This is a genomic window from Bradyrhizobium retamae (assembly GCF_001440415.1).
In the GTDB taxonomy this organism is placed as follows: domain Bacteria; phylum Pseudomonadota; class Alphaproteobacteria; order Rhizobiales; family Xanthobacteraceae; genus Bradyrhizobium; species Bradyrhizobium retamae.
Genome location: NZ_LLYA01000180.1, coordinates 23,442 through 41,207, shown reverse-complemented (window position 1 = coordinate 41,207; position 17,766 = coordinate 23,442). Strand labels below are relative to the sequence as shown.

14 protein-coding genes and 1 pseudogene are annotated in these 17,766 nt (G+C 63.2%); 11 read left to right on the top strand and 4 right to left on the bottom strand.

The features are described 5' to 3' along the window. Nucleotides 1-78 precede the first annotated feature (78 nt). Complete coding sequence (locus CQ13_RS29145) at nucleotides 79-2,040, top strand: molybdopterin biosynthesis protein (RefSeq protein ID WP_156433976.1); 1,962 nt, start codon at nucleotides 79-81, stop codon at nucleotides 2,038-2,040. A gap of 68 nt (nucleotides 2,041-2,108) precedes the next feature. On the opposite strand, the gene CQ13_RS29140 is transcribed toward CQ13_RS29145, so the two are convergent. Then, nucleotides 2,109-2,450, bottom strand: a complete 342-nt coding sequence (locus tag CQ13_RS29140) for a TfoX/Sxy family protein (RefSeq protein WP_057846267.1) — start codon at nucleotides 2,448-2,450, stop codon at nucleotides 2,109-2,111. Between the two features lie 3 nt (nucleotides 2,451-2,453). Beyond that, nucleotides 2,454-2,834: a GFA family protein gene (locus tag CQ13_RS29135; protein ID WP_197427479.1), complete on the bottom strand. Its 381-nt coding sequence runs from the start codon at nucleotides 2,832-2,834 to the stop codon at nucleotides 2,454-2,456. Here CQ13_RS29135 and CQ13_RS46850 point away from each other — a divergent pair. Next, entirely contained in the window at nucleotides 2,772-3,359 is a 588-nt protein-coding gene (locus tag CQ13_RS46850) for a winged helix-turn-helix transcriptional regulator (protein ID WP_347337066.1), read from the top strand. The genes CQ13_RS29135 and CQ13_RS46850 overlap by 63 nt on opposite strands. Nucleotides 3,360-3,381: 22 nt before the next feature. Next, nucleotides 3,382-3,659 (top strand): annotated as a pseudogene (locus CQ13_RS41685) (substrate-binding domain-containing protein); the annotation flags it as partial. A gap of 21 nt (nucleotides 3,660-3,680) precedes the next feature. Here the strand turns inward: CQ13_RS41685 and mobA are convergent. Together mobA and CQ13_RS29120 are read right to left on the bottom strand one after the other, a co-directional pair. Further along, entirely contained in the window at nucleotides 3,681-4,346 is a 666-nt protein-coding gene (mobA, locus tag CQ13_RS29125; RefSeq protein ID WP_057846272.1) for a molybdenum cofactor guanylyltransferase MobA, read from the bottom strand. Further along, a complete protein-coding gene (locus CQ13_RS29120; protein ID WP_057846266.1) occupies nucleotides 4,291-5,181 on the bottom strand; it encodes a formate dehydrogenase accessory sulfurtransferase FdhD in 891 nt (296 codons plus the stop codon). The genes mobA and CQ13_RS29120 overlap by 56 nt, the downstream gene beginning before the upstream one ends. A gap of 95 nt (nucleotides 5,182-5,276) precedes the next feature. Here CQ13_RS29120 and mobB point away from each other — a divergent pair, with 95 nt between their 5' ends. The 8 genes from mobB (at nucleotide 5,277) to fdhF (ending at nucleotide 17,726) form a co-directional block, all read left to right on the top strand. Further along, entirely contained in the window at nucleotides 5,277-5,804 is a 528-nt protein-coding gene (mobB, locus tag CQ13_RS29115; RefSeq protein WP_057846265.1) for a molybdopterin-guanine dinucleotide biosynthesis protein B, read from the top strand. A gap of 8 nt (nucleotides 5,805-5,812) precedes the next feature. Continuing rightward, a complete protein-coding gene (locus tag CQ13_RS29110) occupies nucleotides 5,813-7,069 on the top strand; it encodes a molybdopterin molybdotransferase MoeA (protein ID WP_057846264.1) in 1,257 nt (418 codons plus the stop codon). A 41-nt stretch (nucleotides 7,070-7,110) separates the two neighbouring features. Then, on the top strand, nucleotides 7,111-7,347 hold the full coding sequence (locus CQ13_RS29105; protein WP_057846263.1) for a sulfurtransferase TusA family protein: 237 nt from the start codon (nucleotides 7,111-7,113) through the stop codon (nucleotides 7,345-7,347). Nucleotides 7,348-7,456: 109 nt separating this feature from the next. Then, nucleotides 7,457-8,890 carry a sigma-54-dependent transcriptional regulator gene (locus tag CQ13_RS29100; RefSeq protein ID WP_057846262.1) on the top strand — a complete coding sequence of 478 codons (1,434 nt, stop codon included), beginning with the start codon at nucleotides 7,457-7,459 and terminating at the stop codon, nucleotides 8,888-8,890. Continuing rightward, nucleotides 8,883-10,907, top strand: a complete 2,025-nt coding sequence (locus tag CQ13_RS29095; RefSeq protein WP_057846261.1) for a sensor histidine kinase — start codon at nucleotides 8,883-8,885, stop codon at nucleotides 10,905-10,907. The genes CQ13_RS29100 and CQ13_RS29095 overlap by 8 nt, the downstream gene beginning before the upstream one ends. Nucleotides 10,908-11,272: 365 nt before the next feature. Next, a complete protein-coding gene (locus CQ13_RS29090; RefSeq protein ID WP_057846271.1) occupies nucleotides 11,273-12,925 on the top strand; it encodes an OFA family MFS transporter in 1,653 nt (550 codons plus the stop codon). A 320-nt stretch (nucleotides 12,926-13,245) separates the two neighbouring features. Then, nucleotides 13,246-14,964: an NADH-ubiquinone oxidoreductase-F iron-sulfur binding region domain-containing protein gene (locus CQ13_RS29085; protein WP_057846260.1), complete on the top strand. Its 1,719-nt coding sequence runs from the start codon at nucleotides 13,246-13,248 to the stop codon at nucleotides 14,962-14,964. Further along, nucleotides 14,961-17,726, top strand: a complete 2,766-nt coding sequence (gene fdhF, locus CQ13_RS29080) for a formate dehydrogenase subunit alpha (RefSeq protein WP_057846259.1) — start codon at nucleotides 14,961-14,963, stop codon at nucleotides 17,724-17,726. The genes CQ13_RS29085 and fdhF overlap by 4 nt, the downstream gene beginning before the upstream one ends. Nucleotides 17,727-17,766: the final 40 nt, after the last annotated feature.

Sequence of the window (17,766 nt, the reverse complement as noted above, 5' to 3'; positions counted from 1 at the left end):
CCTGGCTCGCGGTACCCGCCGGCTCGGAAGGATTTGCGGCGGGCACCCGGGTCGATGCCTATATGCTGCGGGAGTGATATGGGTTCGGGAATGACGAATACGCCCTCGCCGAAAGGCCGCGACAATATCGATCAGGATCAATTCCTGACCATCCTGTCGCGTGAGGATGCGCTGGCGCGGTTTGAAGCCGCGCTGTTTCCGCGTGCGGTCGCGAGCGAGCAACGCTCGCTTGCGGACGCGCTCGGCTGCGCGCTCGCCGAGGACGTCGTGGCGCCGATCGATGTGCCGCCGTTCGATCGCTCCAATGTCGATGGCTTTGCGGTGCGTTCGGCCGACCTTGCTTCCGCCGGCGAGGCTTCACCGGTGCGCGTGATGCTGAACGACGAAGTGATCGCGTGCGGCATCGCCCCGACGCGGCCGGTGTTGTCAGGAACAGCCACGCCGATCGCGACCGGCGGTCCGGTGCCGCGCGGCGCGGACGCCGTCGTCATGGTCGAGCACACGCAGCCGGCGGGGCATCGTGCGATCGACATCCGCCGCGCCGCTTCGCCCGGGCAATTCGTATCCTATGCCGGCTCCGATATCGCCCGTGGTGAGGCGCTGCTGCGCGCCGGCACCGTCATCGGCTCGCGCGAGATCGGGATGCTGGCGGCCTGCGGCATCGCGGAGGTGACCGTCGCGCGGCGGCCGCGCGTTGCGATCATTTCTACCGGCGATGAACTGGTGCAGCCCGGCCATTCCCTGCGGCCGGCCGCGATCTACGACACCAATGGCGCGATTGTCACGGCGGCGATCATGGAGAATGGCGGCGAGGCTAAGTTTCTCGGCGCCATCGCCGATGATGAGGCGCAACTCGAATCCGCGATGCGTGACGCACTCGCGAGCAGCGACATGCTGGTGCTATCAGGCGGCACTTCCAAGGGCGCGGGCGACGTGTCCCACCGCATCATCGGCCGGCTCGGCAAGCCCGGCATCATCGCCCATGGCGTGGCGCTGAAGCCAGGCAAGCCGCTGTGCCTTGCGGTATGCGACAGCAAACCCGTGATCATCCTACCGGGATTTCCGACCTCGGCGATGTTCACCTTCCACGACATGATCGTGCCGGTGCTGCGGCGGATGGCCGGCCTGCCGCCGCGATCGGACGCCAAGGTAGCCGCGCGCGTTCCCGTGCGGATCGCGTCCGAACTCGGCCGCGCCGAATTCGTCATGGTGTCGCTGGTCGAAGGCGCGGATGGACTGATCGCGTACCCCACAGGCAAGGGCTCCGGTGCCATCACCTCCTTTGCCCAGGCCGATGGCTTTCTGCGCATCGATGCGCTGGCGGACCAGATGCCGGCGGGCAGCGAGGCCGAGGTGACGCTGTTCACGCCGCATGTGCGGGTGCCCGATCTCGTCATCGTCGGCAGCCACTGCACCGGGCTCGATCTCGTTACGGCGCCGCTGGCGCATGCCGGGCTCACCGTGCGCTCGATCGCCGTCGGCAGCCTCGGCGGCCTCTCGGCCGCCAAGCGCGGGGAATGTGACTTTGCCCCAATCCATTTGTTCGACGAGAAGACCGAGACCTACAATACGCCGTATCTCAGCGACGGGCTCGAACTGGTGCCGGGTTGGCGTCGCATGCAGGGCATCGTCTTCCGCAAAGGCGACAAGCGCTTCGAAGGCCTGAGCGCGCAGGACGCGGTGCGCGCCGCGCTGGCCGATCCCGCCTGCATCATGGTCAATCGCAACCAGGGCGCCGGCACGCGCATCCTGGTCGACCGGCTGCTCGGCGGTGCGCGCCCGGACGGCTACTGGAATCAGCCGCGCTCGCACAATGCGGTGGCTGCAGCCGTCGCGCAGCACCGTGCCGACTGGGGCATGACCATTGCGCCGGTCGCGCATGCGTCAAACCTGGGTTTCATTCCCTTTGCCGAAGAGCATTATGATTTTGCGCTGGTAACGGCGCGCAAGCAACGCCCGGCGGTGCAAGCGTTTCTCGACGCGCTGGCCTCGGACGGGGGACGTGCCGCGCTGGCGCAGGCGGGGTTTCGGCCCGCCTGACTCGGTTCGGGCAAAGTAAAATCGGCCCGATCATCGTCGACAACCCGATCGTGACGGGCATTGCCGGATTACTTCTTTGGAAGCCACCCGACAAATCCGACTGCCATGGCAATCCATATCTTGAAGGCGTCGTCGTCACATTCGTCGGCATCGACAAAGACAGGCCCGCCAAGGCGCTTGCCGCCCATGTCGACGATCGATGCGCCCGGTCGCCGCAAGGGCTCGGCCTCATTGTCCTTGCCGACGCGGAACATGAACCGATCCCGGCCCGACTTGGTCCGGTCGACGCCGCCAAGCATGTTTCCGTTCACGAGCAGACAGAGCCCGCCCATCATGCGTTTTTCGGTAACACCTTTGATGCCGCGCAGACCATCGCGGAAGCGTTGGGCAAGCGCGCCATCATAAGCCACGGCTCAACTCGCGGATTTGGTGGCAACGACCTTCTGCGGTCCGCCTTCTGGCATGGTGGCAAAAACCGGCAATGCCGGGTTCACGTGATCCCAGGACGGCGCTTGGCTGGCATAGACGACCATCTGTGGCTTGGCGATTTCGGGATCATCGAGCACGGAGGCACGCGGAAATACGACGCCAGACATGCCAGAGTTCTTCGAGTAGACCGGCGATCCGCATGTCCCGCAGAAACCTCGGCTGATGATATTGCCACTATCCGCCGCACGATCATAGAACGTGACGGAGCCCGTTACGTAGAATGCCTGTTCGGGTACGACGAGATGCGTGCAGTGGCCGGTACCACTCGACTTGCGACAGTCGATGCAATGGCAATGCCCGACCATTTGGGCATCGGCCGTGCTTTTGAAATGAACGGCGCCGCACAGGCAGCTCCCGGTGAACCCTTGCGACATGGCATCCTCCATTCGAATTGCATTCCTGATGACACAACGACAGCGTGGTTAGTTGCAACTTGCAATACGCAAGTCACTCAGATGGAGAATTACCCCGTGAACCGTGAGCCACGATCTGGCTGCCCGATTGCATCGACGCTCGACATCGTCGGTGATCGCTGGACTCTAGTGATCCTGCGCGACCTGCTCAACGGCAAGAGCCGCTTCTCGCAGTTCTTCTCCTCGCCCGAGAAAATTACGACTAACATTCTGACCGATCGGCTGGCTAAGATGGAGTCGGCAGGCCTCGTCACAAAATCTGCCTACCAGGAACGGCCCACGCGTTTCGAATATACATTGACGCGTAAGGGCGAGGCCTTGCTTCCCGTCCTGCACGAGATGTGTCACTGGGCGAATGTCCACATTCCCGGAACCTGGACGCCACCTGCAAGCTTCATGGCGCAGAAGCCCGGGTGAGGCGTAAGCAGCCCGTCCTGTTATGTCAGGAGGGTCTTTCGTCGAGGCCGCCGCCCGGCAATTCGGGCTCGATTTCGTCCGGCTTCTGACGGAGGATTATTCCTTTTCTGCCGCCGGGCATTTCTGGAGACCGAGCCGATGCAGCGGCTGCTCGGCGTGATGAAAGGCAACAAATTTCACAAGGCCGTTGCCACGCTTCCCGGTTACGTCGCGGTTAATGCGGGATCGGTCAGTAGCGTTCCGGAATTCCTGGAGAGCGTGGATGCGAAGACGGTCACTTCCCGGAAGGGAAAGAAATGAGTTGGCCGCGACGCGCGCTGCTCAGCCGCCATCCAGCGCAGCCAGCCGTTCCGCTTCCGCAATATCGTCCATGGTGTTGGCATTGAAGAACGGATCGAGCGGCGTGACCGGCCATGTCACTGTGGCGAGCCTGTAGCGCGCGGTCCAGCGATCGATCTTCCTGATGTCCTCGACGACCAGCGCGTGGCGAAGTTGTTCGCGCAAACCGATGCTCCATAATCCGATCACCGGATGCGATTGGCCATCGGAGGCGGCAACGGCCAACTCGGCATTCTCCGCTTCCACCGCGTCATACAGCCTGGAGACCAGATCGCGCGGCAGGAATGGGCAGTCTGCGGCAGCGCTGAGAACAAATTTTACATCCGGCCGGTTGACCGCAGCCCAGTCGAGTGCGGCCAGAATCCCGGCGAGCGGGCCAGGAAAATCGGCGACGCTGTCGGCAATGACGGGAAGGCCAAACGCTGCGAAGCGTGCTGGGTCACCATTGGCGTTGAGGATCAGGCCGTCGCATTGTGGCGCAAGGCGCGCGATCACGCGGTCGAGAATGGTGCGGCCACCGATCGTGCGCATCGGCTTGTCGCCGCCACCCATTCGCCGCGCCAATCCGCCGGCGAGGAGGACGCCCGGAATTTTACTCGTCACGCTCTTCGCCCTTGCGCTTGTGCCGCGCGGATTCTTCCTCGACATAGTCGAGGTCCTGGTCGAACACGATCCGCTCCTGTCCTGACAGCGCAATGAAGCGCTTGCCGCGCGTACGGCCAACCAGCGTCAGTCCGACCTGCCGCGCCAGTTCGACGCCCCATGCGGTGAAGCCGGACCGCGAGACCAGGATGGGAATGCCCATCCGCACCGTCTTGATCACCATCTCCGAGGTGAGCCGGCCCGTGGTGTAGAGGATCTTGTCGGCGGGATCGACGCCGTGGCGATAGATCCAGCCGGCAATCTTGTCGACGGCGTTATGACGGCCGACGTCCTCGGTGTAGCAGACGGGCGTGCCTTCCTTGCACAGCACGCAGCCATGGATTGCGCCGGCCTCCAGATAGAGCGAGGGCATGGTGTTGATCGTGCGCGTCATCTGGTAGAGCCACGACGTGCGCAACTCGGCTTTGGGCAACGCCACGCTTTCCACCGCTTCAAGCAGGTCGCCGAACGCGGTGCCTTGGGCACAGCCGGACGTCTGCGTGCGTTTCTTCAGTTTGGCCTCGAAATTGGTGTGATGCTCGGTGCGCACCACCACGACCTGAAGGTCATCGTGATACTCGACCTCGGTGACGACGTCGTCATATTTCAGCATGTTCTGGTTCAGGAGATAGCCGAGCGCCAGATATTCCGGATAGTCGCCGATCGTCATCATGGTGACGATCTCCTGCGCGTTCAGGTACAGTGTCAGCGGCCGCTCCACCGGCACCCGGATTTCGACCGCCGCACCCGTCTGATCGGTTCCGGCAACGCGCTCGGTCAGCCGTGGATCCTCGGGGTTCGGCACGATCAGGGGTGCGGGGGCTTTTTCCATCTTCATCATAGGACGCAGGTTAGCATGACAACGGCTTCCAGCCGATATAAAGCACCCTTGGAGAATGCCTAGCCCGGTCCTGGCCAAGGCAGCGGAGAACGCAAATGAAAGTGATAGGCCTCGCGGGATGGAGCGGCGCCGGCAAGACCACCTTGCTGACGCGGGCGATCCCGCAGTTCGCAAAACATGGCCTGCGCGTGTCCGTGATCAAGCACGCCCATCACGCCTTCGACGTCGACGTACCCGGCAAGGATTCCTGGCGGCATCGCGAGGCCGGCGCGGCCGAAGTTCTGGTGTCATCGGGGCGGCGCTGGGCCTTGATGCATGAGCTGCGCGGGGCGCATGAGCCGCGTCTGCCGGAACTGCTGGCCAAGATCTCGCCGGTCGATCTCGTCGTCGTCGAGGGTTTCAAGCGCGAGCCGCACCGCAAGATCGAGGTCTATCGCGCCGCGAATGAAAAACCGCTGCTGTTCCCCGACGATCCCGGCATCGTCGGAATCGCGACCGATACGGCGGTTGAAACCAAGTTGCCGACTGCCCATCTCGACGATATCGAGGCGGTGGCGACGATGATGTTGCGGTCGGCGATATCGCTCGAAGACGTGCTGGCGAAATGCGAAGCTGAGGGCTGATCAGGCACATGGCGCAATTGTCCGACGATTGCTTTGCCTTTGGCGGCCCGATGATGTCGGTCGATGAGGCCGTCGGCCTCATTGCCACGCGTGTGACGCCGGTCGTGGATATCGAGACGGTTACGCTCGCCCGCGCCGATGGCCGCATTCTGGCGCACGAGATCCTGGCGCCGCTGCCGCTGCCGCCCTTCACCAATTCCGCCGTCGACGGCTATGCGGTTGCGAGCCGCGACCTCCCGCAGCACAAAGAGCAAACGTTTCCGGTCACCGGCCGCGTTCAGGCGGGCAGTTCTGCATCTGCGCCGCTCAAGCCGGGGCAGGCAATGCGCATCTTCACCGGTGCGCCGATGCCCGAAGGCGCAGATACCGTGTTCATGCAGGAGGACGTCCGCGTCGAGGGCGATAAGGTGGTGCTTCCCGCAGGCCTCAAGCCGGGCGCCAATGTACGCCCCGCGGGTGAAGACATCGCTTCAGGTTTTGCGGCGCTGCAGGCCGGCCAGCGGCTGCGGCCGCCGGACGTTGCGCTCGCCGCAGCCTTTGGCCTGACACAACTCGATGTCACAAGGCGCATTCGCGTCGCCGTGTTTTCCACCGGCAACGAACTGGCCTCGCCGGGCGAAGCGCGCACCGCGGTGCAATTGTTCGATTCCAACCGTTTCATGCTGATGGCGATGTTGTCGCGGCTCGGCTGCGAGGTCAGCGATCTCGGTATTATCCGGGATGATCGCGCCTCGCTGGCCCGCGCGCTGCAGGAGGTCGCCGGCGGTCATGATTTGATCCTCACGACGGGCGGCGTTTCGACCGGCGAGGAGGATCACGTCAAGGCGAGCGTCGAAAGCGTCGGCAGGCTTGTGCTGTGGCGGATGGCGATCAAGCCGGGACGCCCCGTCGCCATGGGCATCATCGACGGTACGCCCTTCATCGGATTGCCGGGCAATCCGGTGGCGAGTTTTGTCACTTTCGTTCACGTGGTGCGGCCGACCATTCTGGCGCTGTCCGGTGCCCGGCCGGAGCCGCTTCGGCCGATGCCGGTTCGCGCCGCCTTCAGCTACAAGAAGAAGATTTCGCGCCGCGAATATGTCCGCGTCAGCTTGCGCAAGGGTGCCGATGGCGTGCTCGAAGCGGTAAAATTTCCGCGCGAAGGCGCGGGCCTGCTGTCGTCGCTGGCGGACACCGACGGCCTCGTCGAACTCGGCGAAGACGTCACGCAGGTGTCGCCCGGCCAGACAGTCGGGTTCCTGTCCTATGCAAGCCTGATCAACTGATGTCCGTTGACGATGCAGGCCCCCTTCGCCATGGTCGGCGCATGACGACGACAAAACTCGATCTCGCTGGCCTGAAATGCCCCTTGCCGGCGTTGAAGACACGCAAGGCGCTGAAGATGCTGCCGCCCGGCGACAGGCTGGAAGTGCTCTGCACCGATCCGCTGTCGGTGATTGACATTCCGAACCTCATTCGGGAGACCGGCGACAAGGTCGAAATCACCGAGCGCAGCCCAAGCCGCATCGTGTTTCTGATAGAAAAAGCAAATGGGACGATATAAAAGCCGAATGCTTGGGCGATCCCGCGGGTAAAACCCTCGCGCGTTAATTAGACGAGTTCACGACAGCGTCCGATTGCCGGGTGCGACAATCGGTCCTACAAATCCCGGCATGAACGTCCCGACATCGAAGGCGAGCGCGGCGATATCCCCCGCAACGGTCAATGAACCGGCGGCCAAACCAGGCAAGCCGGCCGGCGGTCCCGAGTTCAGCGCGCTGGCGCAGGCCTCGATCCTGATCGTCGATGACGAGCCCGGGATGCGCAATTTTCTCGTGCGCACGCTGGGGCCGCATTGCAAGCACGTGGAAGAAGCCGCCGACACCGACGAAGCCTCGCGCAAGCTCGACAAGAGCCGGTTCGATGTCGTCATTCTCGACAACATCATGCCGGGCAAGAACGGCGTCGACTGGCTGGCGGAGCAGCGGACCGTCGGCTTCTTCGCCGACGCCATCCTGATTACAGCCTATGCCGATCTCGATACAGCGATCCAGGCGCTGCGCGCCGGCGCAGTCGACTTCGTGCTGAAGCCGTTCCGCTCGAACCAGATCCTCAATGCGGTTGCACGCTGCCTCGATCGGGTCCGGCTGCAGCGCGAGAACTACGTTTTGCGTTATGCGCTGCGCGCTTCATCCGATCGCACTTTCCTGCGCGACAACCTGATCGGGGAGTCGCCCGCGGCCCGCAGCGTGCGCGAAACCATTGCCCGCGTTGCCCGCCTGCCGACATCGATCCTGCTCACCGGGGAATCCGGCACCGGCAAGGAAGTCGCGGCGCGCTCGATTCACTCCCTCTCCGATCGCGCCGACAAGCCTTTTGTGCCGGTGAACTGCGCCGCCATTCCGCCTGATATGATCGAGGCCGAGCTGTTCGGGCACATCAAGGGTGCCTTTACGGGCGCGGATAGCGGCCGGGAAGGCCTGTTCCTCTATGCGCATGGCGGCACGCTATTCCTCGATGAAATCGGCGAACTGCCGTTGCCGATGCAGAGCAAGTTGCTGCGTGTTCTGGAGGACCGCCGCGTCCGTCCCGTCGGCTCCGAGCGTGAAGTGCCGGTCGATCTTCGTTTCATCTTTGCGACCAATGCCGATCTCCAAAAGCAAGTGGAGAAGGGACGCTTTCGCGCCGATCTCTATTACCGCCTGAACGTCATGCAGATACATCTGCCGCTATTGAAGGACCGAGGCGACGACGTGCAGGAGCTCGCCACCATCTTCATGAACAAGCTCTCGATCCAGCTCGGCATGCCGCCGGTCCCGATCGATAGCGCAGTGCGGGCCGCGCTCGCGAGTTACGACTGGCCCGGCAATGTGCGCGAGCTGCGCAATTTGATCGAGCGCACCTTGATCCTCGGCGCATTCCCGGACGATTTCGCAGGCCCACGGAACGACGGGCAGGTCGCCACCGCCGACAGTCTCGCGGACCTGGAGCGCTGGCATATTCTTTCGGTGCTGAAAGAAACCGGCGGCAACCGCGAGGAAGCGGCGCGGCGGCTCGGCATCTCGCGCAAGACTATCGACCGCAAGCTCGCGTTATGGAATGGCTGACGGGGCAGGCCGCATCGATGGGCCGGTGCGCGGGCGATCCGTCCGCTTCCGGCTGCTCGCGATTGCGCTGCTGCCGATGCTGGTCATCCTGCCGCTTCTGCTTGGGGTCGCCATCTATCGCTGGAATACGCGGTTTGACGCTACGCTGATCTCCAAGGTGAACGGCGACCTCACCATCGCCCACCAATACCTGGCCCGCATTCTGGAAAAGACCGGCGTTCAGATCCGCGGCCTGAGCCTTTCGTTCCGCTTCCGGGAGGTCGAAGAGCGGGAAACGATCTCCGCGGTGGAGACTTTGCTCGAACAATCCCGCAAGGAGATGGGTCTCGACTTCCTCTATTTGATGGATGCCGGTGGAAAAATCATCGCCTCGTCACCTGCGCTTGAGGGAGCGCCAAGGGCCGATTGGCCGATCATTACGTCGGCATTGTCAGGCGAATCCCCGTCGACGGGGATCGATATCTTCACCAACGATGAACTTGCGACGATTTCACCGGCGCTTGCCCAGCGCGCGCGTCTCGACCTGGTGCCGACGCCAAACGCGGTGCCGACCGATCGCAGCACGGAAACCCATGGCATGGTGGTGCATGCGGCCAGCCGCGCAACGGCTCCCGGAGGCGGACCAGCCGCCCTGGTTGGCGGGATTCTGCTGAACCAGAATCTGGAATTCATCGACACGATCAACGACCTCGTCTATCGGGCGGCAAGCCTACCAGAGGGCAGTCAGGGAACGGCGACGCTGTTTCTCGACGACGTGCGGATCTCGACCAATGTCCGCCTGTTCGAGGGACGGCGTGCGCTGGGAACGCGGGTGTCCGCGGCGGTGCGCTCTGCGGTGATGGGAGAGGGGCGCACCTGGCTGGACAGCGCCTTCGTCGTCAACGACTGGTACATCTCGGCCTACGAGCCGCTCGTCGACACCTACGGCAAGCGCGTCGGCATGCTTTATGTCGGATTTCTGCAGAAGCCGTTCAACGACGCAAAGCTTGAGACGATTCTCATCATTGCGCTCGCGTTCATCGCGATCACGGCGGCAAGCGTACCGATCTTCCTGCGCTGGGCGCAATCGATCTTCATGCCGCTCGAACGCGTCACGGCGACGATCGGTGAAGTCGAGAGCGGTAACCTCTCCGCGCGGACCAAATTGCCGGCATCGGGTGACGAGATCGGCCGGGTGGCGGTTCATCTCGATACCTTGCTGGACCAGATTCAGGAGCGCGATCGTCAATTGCGCGAGTGGAACGAGGAGTTGAATGCGCGGGTACGCGAGCGAACCCGCGATCTCGAACTCGCCAATCTGAAGCTGGAGGCGACCACCAAGCAGCTCATCATGTCCGAAAAGCTCGCCGCCATCGGCGAGATCACCGCTGGCGTTGCGCATGAGATCAACAATCCGATCGCGGTGATGCAGGGCAACCTCGACGTCATCCGCAGCGTGATCGGCGCTGACACCGAGAAAGCGAAGGTCGAGTTTCGGCTTGTCGATGAACAGATCTATCGCATCAGCCAGATTGTCACCAAGCTCTTGCAGTTTGCGCGGCCGGAAGAGTATGCCGGCTATGTCGAGCGTCATGCGCCCGGAAGCGTTGTGGCGGACTGCCTGCCGCTGGTGCAGCATCTCCTGAACAAGACCGAAATCAGTGTTGCGCGGGAAGATCGGGCGAGCCGCCTAGTCCTGATGAACCGCACCGAACTGCAGCAGGTCGTGATCAACCTCATCGTCAACGCGATCCACGCCATGCCGGACGGCGGCACGTTGACGCTGCGCTCGTTCGACGCCGATCGCGACGACAATCCGGGCATCTCAATCGACGTGGCCGACACCGGCATCGGCATGAGCACTGACGTCCTGGACAAGGTCTTCGATCCCTTCTTCACCACGAAACGCAGGGACGGGACGGGCCTCGGCCTTTCCATCAGTCAGACGCTGGTGAAGCGCCAGCGTGGCCAGATCACGGTGGAAAGCCAGATCGGCTCCGGGAGTACATTCCGGGTGTGGCTCCCGGAAGCGAGCTGACCGGACATTTTGTCCAGCGGCTATCAGGACATTTTGTCCAATACATCAGCGGCATTTAGTTAAGTGATTGATTTTCTGCATCGCGCGATTTGGCACGCGGATTGCTGACCTCTCACTCAAGGGTTGGAGTGGGGAGGGCGCGATGATCGGATATTCGGTCGCAAGCTGGGCGACTGCGCGCGCTTGCCGTCTTCATGACGTGCCCATGCCGAACCTCAAAGCGATTTTGCTTCGACTTGAACTCCGATCTGTCGCGCGGACATCGCACGTCCGCGCATACGGTCGGCGCTGCGCGGCTCCCTATCCAACACCCCAACCTCTCAACAATCGTGCCCGGTAAGGCCGCGAACCTGGAGAATACGCCTATGACGACAGCCGATGCCACGCTCGCACCATCGGGTGCGCTCGGGATTCTCGACAAGGAGCGAACGGTTGCGACCGCCGGCTTCAATCGCTGGCTGGTGCCGCCGGCCGCACTCTGCATTCACCTGTGCATCGGCATGGCCTATGGCTTCAGCGTATTCTGGCTGCCGCTGTCGCGCGCGATCGGCGTGACCGCGCCGAAGGCCTGCCCCGACATGACGCTGGTGCAGGAATTGTTCACCACCACCTGCGACTGGAAAGTCGCCAGCATGGGCTGGATGTACACGCTGTTCTTCGTGTTGCTCGGCGTCTCCGCCGCGATCTGGGGCGGCTGGCTGGAGCGCGTCGGACCGCGCAAGGCGGGTTTTGTGTCGGCGCTGTGCTGGTGCGGTGGTCTCGTGCTCGGCGCGATCGGCATCATCACCCATCAACTGTGGCTGTTGTGGCTAGGAAGCGGCGTCATCGGCGGCATCGGACTCGGCCTCGGCTACATCTCGCCGGTGTCGACGCTGGTGAAATGGTTTCCGGACCGCCGCGGCATGGCGACCGGCATGGCCATCATGGGTTTTGGCGGCGGCGCCATGATCGGCGCGCCGCTGGCGAACCTGTTGATGAACCATTTCAAGTCGCCGACCTCGGTCGGCGCCTGGGAAACTTTCATCGCGATGGGCGCGATCTATTTCGTGTTCATGATGATCGGCGCCTTCCGCTATCGTATTCCGCCGGCGGGCTGGCGGCCCGAGGGTTGGACGCCGACGGCGAAAGCCAATGCGATGATTTCGCAGAACCACGTCCACCTGAAGGACGCGCACAAGACACCGCAGTTCTGGCTGATCTGGTGGGTGCTGTGCCTCAACGTGTCCGCCGGCATCGGCGTGATCGGCATGGCTTCGCCGATGCTGCAGGAAATCTTCGCCGGCAAGCTGATCGGATTGCCCGACGTCGGCTTCAACCAGCTTGACGCCACGCAGAAGGCGACCATTGCAGGGATTGCGGCCGGCTTCGCCGGGCTGCTCTCGTTGTTCAATATCGGCGGCCGGTTCTTCTGGGCCTCGCTGTCGGACAAGATGGGCCGCAAGAACACCTATTATACGTTCTTCATCCTGGGCATCGTGCTCTATGCGCTGGCGCCGACATTCGCGGCGATGGGCTCAAAACTTCTGTTCGTGCTCGGCTTCGGCATCATCCTGTCGATGTACGGCGGCGGCTTCGCCACCGTGCCGGCCTATCTCGCCGACATGTTCGGCACACAGTTCGTCGGCGCCATCCATGGCCGTCTGCTGACGGCGTGGTCGACCGCGGGTATCATCGGTCCCGTAGTCGTGAACTACATCCGCGAGTTCCAGCTTGCCGCCGGCGTGCCGCGCGACCAGCTCTACAATACGACGATGTACATCCTGTGCGCGATGCTGATCGCGGGCCTGATCTGCAACTACCTGATCAAGCCGGTCGACGCGAAGTGGCACATGAGCGACGCCGAGGTTGCCAAGCTGCAGGCAGCGACGGCGAGCGCGGGTAGCTCGCGGCCGTCTGGATCCTACGGCATCGGGTTCGGTGGGCTCGACGCCAAGGCTGCGATGTTCTGGGCGTTCGTCGGCATCCCGCTCGCCTGGGGCGTCTGGAAGACGCTGGAAAGCGCCGTCAAGATCCTCTGACTCTTCTGGCCGTCGCGGGGCGAGCGTTCCGCGACGGCATTTCAGATGCGATGGCTCAGGCGCGATGTCGAATTCAAATCGAGTAATCGGAAATCCAGATCAATGCGCATTCGCAATCGCAGCATGAGACGGCTTTATTGATCTCCTGACCAAATTCGCGTTCTCATTCAGTGGTCAGGCAAAGCAAGCGCAGTTGTTCCAGGCGCGGAAGGATCGAAAGCTCGCGGCCTGTGTTGCCCTAAATATCTGATAAATCTCTTGGCATCTGGCATGCCACTGACTAGAGTTGGCTGGCAGACTGGCAGGAACGAGACGTTTCGATGGATCACGACGTACACGACCTACAAAAAGTCCGCTCGTTCGATCATCCGGGCGCGGGACGGAAGCGGGCCAAGGCGACGCCGAAGGGCCGCCAGGTCGACCCCACCGCCGCCCATGAGATCGAGCTCCTGCTCGGCGACCGGCCGCGCCGCCGCGACCTGCTGATCGAGCATCTGCACCTCATCCAGGACAAGTATCACCAGATCTCGGCGGCGCATCTGGCGGCGCTTGCCGACGAGATGAAGCTGTCGTTTGCCGAAGTGTTCGAGACCGCGACCTTCTACGCGCATTTCGACGTGGTGAAGGAGGGCGCGCCCGATATCGCGCCGCTGACCATACGCGTCTGCGATTCGCTGACCTGCGCCATGATGGGCGCGGAGAAGCTGCTAAGCGAATTGCAGGACAGTGCCGGCCCCGGCATCCGCGTGGTGCGCGCGCCCTGCGTTGGCCGCTGCGACACCGCGCCCGCCGCCGAAGTCGGCCATCACTTCGTCGATCATGCCACGGTGACGAATGTGCTGGCCGCCGCCAAGGCCGGCGACACTCACGCGCATCTGCCCAAATATACCGGCTATGACGCCTACGTCGCAGGCGGCGGCTACAAGCTGCTCAATCGCCTGCGCTCGGGCGAACTGAGCAGGGACGATCTGCTGAAGGCGCTCGACGACGCTTCGCTGCGCGGGCTCGGCGGCGCGGGCTTTCCGACCGGGCGCAAATGGCGCGCGGTTCTGGGTGAGCCCGGCCCGCGGCTGATGGCGATCAACGGCGACGAGGGCGAACCCGGCACGTTCAAGGACCGCTTCTATCTCGAAACCGATCCGCATCGCTTCATCGAGGGCATGCTGATCGGCGCGCATATCGTTGAAGCGACCGACGTCTATATCTATCTGCGCGACGAATATCCGGCGTCGCGCGAAATCCTCACGCGTGAAATCGCAAAATTTCCGCCCGGTGGTCCCGTGCTGCATATGCGCCGCGGTGCCGGCGCCTACATCTGCGGCGAGGAATCTTCACTGCTCGAATCGATCGAGGGCAAGCGTGGTCTGCCCAGGCACAAGCCGCCTTACCCGTTCCAGGTCGGCCTGTTCGGCCTGCCGACGCTGATCAACAATATCGAGACGCTGTGGTGGGTGCGCGACATCGTCGAGAAGGGCGCCGACTGGTGGAAGAGCCATGGCCGCAACGACCGTCACGGCCTGCGCAGCTATTCGGTCTCGGGCCGCGTGAAAAATCCCGGCATGAAGCTGGCGCCGGCCGGCGTTACCGTGCGCGAACTGATCGATGAGTTCTGCGGCGGCATGGCCGACGGCCACACCTTCCACGCCTATCTGCCGGGCGGCGCATCGGGCGGCATCCTGCCGGCATCGATGGACAACATCCCGCTCGATTTCGGCACACTGGAAAAATACGGCTGCTTCATCGGCTCCGCCGCTGTCGTCATCCTGTCCGAGCAGGACAGTGTGAAGGGCGCGGCGTTGAACCTGATGAAATTTTTCGAGGATGAAAGCTGCGGCCAGTGCACGCCGTGCCGTGTCGGAACCCAGAAGGCGGCGCTCTTGATGCAGCAGCCGGTCTGGAACCGCGAATTGCTGGACCAATTGAGCCAGGCCATGCGCGACGCCTCGATCTGCGGGCTTGGACAAGCCGCCTCGAACCCGCTGACGTCAGTGATTAAATATTTTCCGGAAGAATTCGTGCCGAAAGAGGCCGCGGAATGACCAAGATCAAGTTCGAACTCGACGGCCAACAGGTCGAGGCCAGCGCGGGCGAGACCATCTGGCAGGTGGCAAAACGCCACCAGAAGGAAATCCCGCACCTCTGCTATTCGCCGGAGCCGGACTACCGGCCTGACGGAAATTGCCGCGCCTGCATGGTCGAGATCGAGGGCGAGCGCGTGCTGGCGGCGTCCTGCAAGCGCACGCCGAGCGTCGGCATGAAGGTGAAGACCGAAAGCGCCCGCGCCGTGGCCGCGCAGAAGATGGTGATGGAATTGCTGGTCGCCGACCAGCCGGCGCGCGAGACCTCGCACGATCCAGATTCGAAATTCTGGCACTGGGCCGAAAAGGTCGAGGTGACCGAGAGCCGTTTCCCGGCGGCCGAGCGGTGGCGGGGCGATACCAGCCATCCCGCGATGAGCGTCAATCTCGATGCCTGCATCCAGTGCGGCCTGTGCGTGCGTGCCTGCCGCGAGGTCCAGGTCAACGACGTCATCGGCATGGCCTATCGCAATGCCGGCGCCAAGATCGTGTTCGACTTCGACGACCCCATGGGTGAATCGACCTGCGTCGCCTGCGGCGAGTGCGTGCAGGCCTGCCCGACCGGTGCCTTGATGCCGTCGGTGATGCTGGACGAGAACCAGACCCGCGTCACTTACGCTGACAAGAAAGTCGATTCGCTTTGCCCGTTCTGTGGCGTCGGCTGTCAGGTCACCTATCAGGTCAAGGACGAGAAGGTTATTTACGCCGAGGGCCGCGACGGCCCGGCCAACCACAACCGGCTCTGCGTCAAGGGCCGCTTCGGCTTCGACTACATCCACCACCCGCATCGGCTGACAAAGCCGCTGGTGCGGCTGCCGAACGCGAAAAAGGATGCCAACGACCAGGTCGATCCGGCCAACCCGTTCACGCATTTCCGCGAAGCTTCGTGGGAAGAGGCGCTGGATATTGCCGCAAAAGGCCTCGTCAAGGTTCGCGACGAGAAGGGCGTCAAGGCGCTCGCCGGCTTCGGCTCCGCCAAGGGTTCGAACGAAGAGGCGTATCTGTTCCAGAAGCTGGTGCGCACCGGTTTTGGCTCCAACAATGTCGACCACTGCACGCGGCTCTGTCACGCCTCGTCGGTCGCGGCGCTGATGGAAGGGTTGAATTCAGGTGCTGTGTCGGCGCCGTTTGCGGCGGCGATGGATGCCGAGGTCATCATCGTGATCGGCGCCAATCCGACGATCAATCATCCGGTTGCTGCGACTTATCTCAAGAACGCGGCCAAGCGCGGCGCCAAGCTGATCGTGATGGATCCGCGCCGGCAGGCGCTGTCGCGCCATGCCTGGAAGCATCTCGCCTTCAAGCCCGGCAGTGACGTCGCCATGCTGAACGCAATGCTTCACACCATCATCACCGAAGGGCTAACCGACCAGCAATATGTCGCCGGCTATACCGAAGGCTTTGACGAGCTCGCCGAGCGTATCAAGGAATTCCCGCCGGAGAAGATGGAAGCGATCTGCGGTATCCCTGCCGAGACGCTGAAGGAAGTGGCGCGAACATACGCGCGCTCGCAGGCCTCGATCATCTTCTGGGGCATGGGCATCAGCCAGCACATCCATGGCACCGACAATGCGCGCTGCCTGATCGCGCTAGCGCTGACGACGGGCCAGGTCGGCCGTCCCGGCACCGGGCTGCATCCGCTGCGCGGCCAGAACAACGTGCAGGGCGCTTCCGACGCCGGTTTGATCCCGATGTTCCTGCCGGATTATCAGCCGGTCGGACGCACCGATCTGCGCGAGCCTTTCGAGAAGCTCTGGGATCAGGACCTCGACCCTGTGCGCGGCCTCACCGTGGTCGAGATCATGAATGCGATCCATGCTGGCCAGATCAACGGCATGTATATCGAGGGTGAAAACCCCGCGATGTCGGATCCCGATCTGCAGCACGCGCGCGAGGCGCTGGCCAAGCTCGACCATCTGGTGGTGCAGGATCTCTTCGTCACTGAAACCGCGTTCCACGCTGACGTAATCCTGCCGGCGTCTGCGTTTGCCGAAAAGAGCGGCACCTTCACCAATACCGACCGCCGCGTGCAGCTTGCGCGCGAAGTGATCCGTCCACCGGGCGATGCGCGGCAGGATCTCTGGATCATCCAGGAGATCGGCAAGCGCATGGGGCTGCCGTGGAGCTACGACGGCCCCGCCGACGTCTTCACCGAAATGACACAGGTGATGCCGTCGCTGAAGAACATCACTTGGGAGCGGCTGGTGCGCGAGGGTGCGGTGACCTATCCGGTCGACGATCCGAACAAACCCGGCAACGAGATCATTTTCACCACGGGTTTCCCGACCGCGAGCGGCCGCGGCAAGATCGTCCCGGCCAAGGTGATCGCGCCGGACGAGGTGCCCGACGCCGAATATCCGATGGTGCTCTCGACCGGGCGTGTGCTCGAGCACTGGCACACCGGCTCGATGACCCGCCGCGCGTCCGTGCTCGATCAGCTAGAACCCGAGGCGGTGGCGTTCATGTCGCCGAAGGATATGCGCAAGCTCAGCGTCTGGCCCGGTGATTTCATCCGGCTGATGACCCGCCGCGGTGCCGTCGAGGTCAAGGTACGCTCCGACCGCGACGTGCCGGAGAACATGATCTTCATGCCGTTCTGCTACGCGGAGGCGGCGGCGAACTTGCTGACCAACCCAGCGCTTGATCCGTTCGGCAAGATCCCCGAGTTCAAGTTCTGCGCCGTGCGCGCCGAAAAGCTGGCGCTACAGTCTGCGGCGGAGTAGGAGCTCCCAACATTCAGCTCGAATGAGCCACCGGGTCGCG

Excerpts from the sequence above, each read along its gene's own strand:
- CQ13_RS29120 (WP_057846266.1), bottom strand. The coding sequence starts at position 5,181 with ATGATGAAGATGGAAAAAGCCCCCGCACCCCTGATCGTGCCGAACCCC.
- CQ13_RS29085 (WP_057846260.1), top strand. The coding sequence starts at position 13,246 with ATGGATCACGACGTACACGACCTACAAAAAGTCCGCTCGTTCGATCAT.
- CQ13_RS46850 (WP_347337066.1), top strand. The coding sequence starts at position 2,772 with ATGCGTGCAGTGGCCGGTACCACTCGACTTGCGACAGTCGATGCAATG.
- CQ13_RS29105 (WP_057846263.1), top strand. The coding sequence starts at position 7,111 with ATGACGACGACAAAACTCGATCTCGCTGGCCTGAAATGCCCCTTGCCG.
- CQ13_RS29090 (WP_057846271.1), top strand. The coding sequence starts at position 11,273 with ATGACGACAGCCGATGCCACGCTCGCACCATCGGGTGCGCTCGGGATT.
- mobB (WP_057846265.1), top strand. The coding sequence starts at position 5,277 with ATGAAAGTGATAGGCCTCGCGGGATGGAGCGGCGCCGGCAAGACCACC.
- CQ13_RS29095 (WP_057846261.1), top strand. The coding sequence starts at position 8,883 with ATGGCTGACGGGGCAGGCCGCATCGATGGGCCGGTGCGCGGGCGATCC.
- fdhF (WP_057846259.1), top strand. The coding sequence starts at position 14,961 with ATGACCAAGATCAAGTTCGAACTCGACGGCCAACAGGTCGAGGCCAGC.
- CQ13_RS29100 (WP_057846262.1), top strand. The coding sequence starts at position 7,457 with ATGAACGTCCCGACATCGAAGGCGAGCGCGGCGATATCCCCCGCAACG.
- CQ13_RS29135 (WP_197427479.1), bottom strand. The coding sequence starts at position 2,834 with ATGGTCGGGCATTGCCATTGCATCGACTGTCGCAAGTCGAGTGGTACC.
- mobA (WP_057846272.1), bottom strand. The coding sequence starts at position 4,346 with ATGTCGAGGAAGAATCCGCGCGGCACAAGCGCAAGGGCGAAGAGCGTG.
- CQ13_RS29145 (WP_156433976.1), top strand. The coding sequence starts at position 79 with ATGGGTTCGGGAATGACGAATACGCCCTCGCCGAAAGGCCGCGACAAT.
- CQ13_RS29110 (WP_057846264.1), top strand. The coding sequence starts at position 5,813 with ATGGCGCAATTGTCCGACGATTGCTTTGCCTTTGGCGGCCCGATGATG.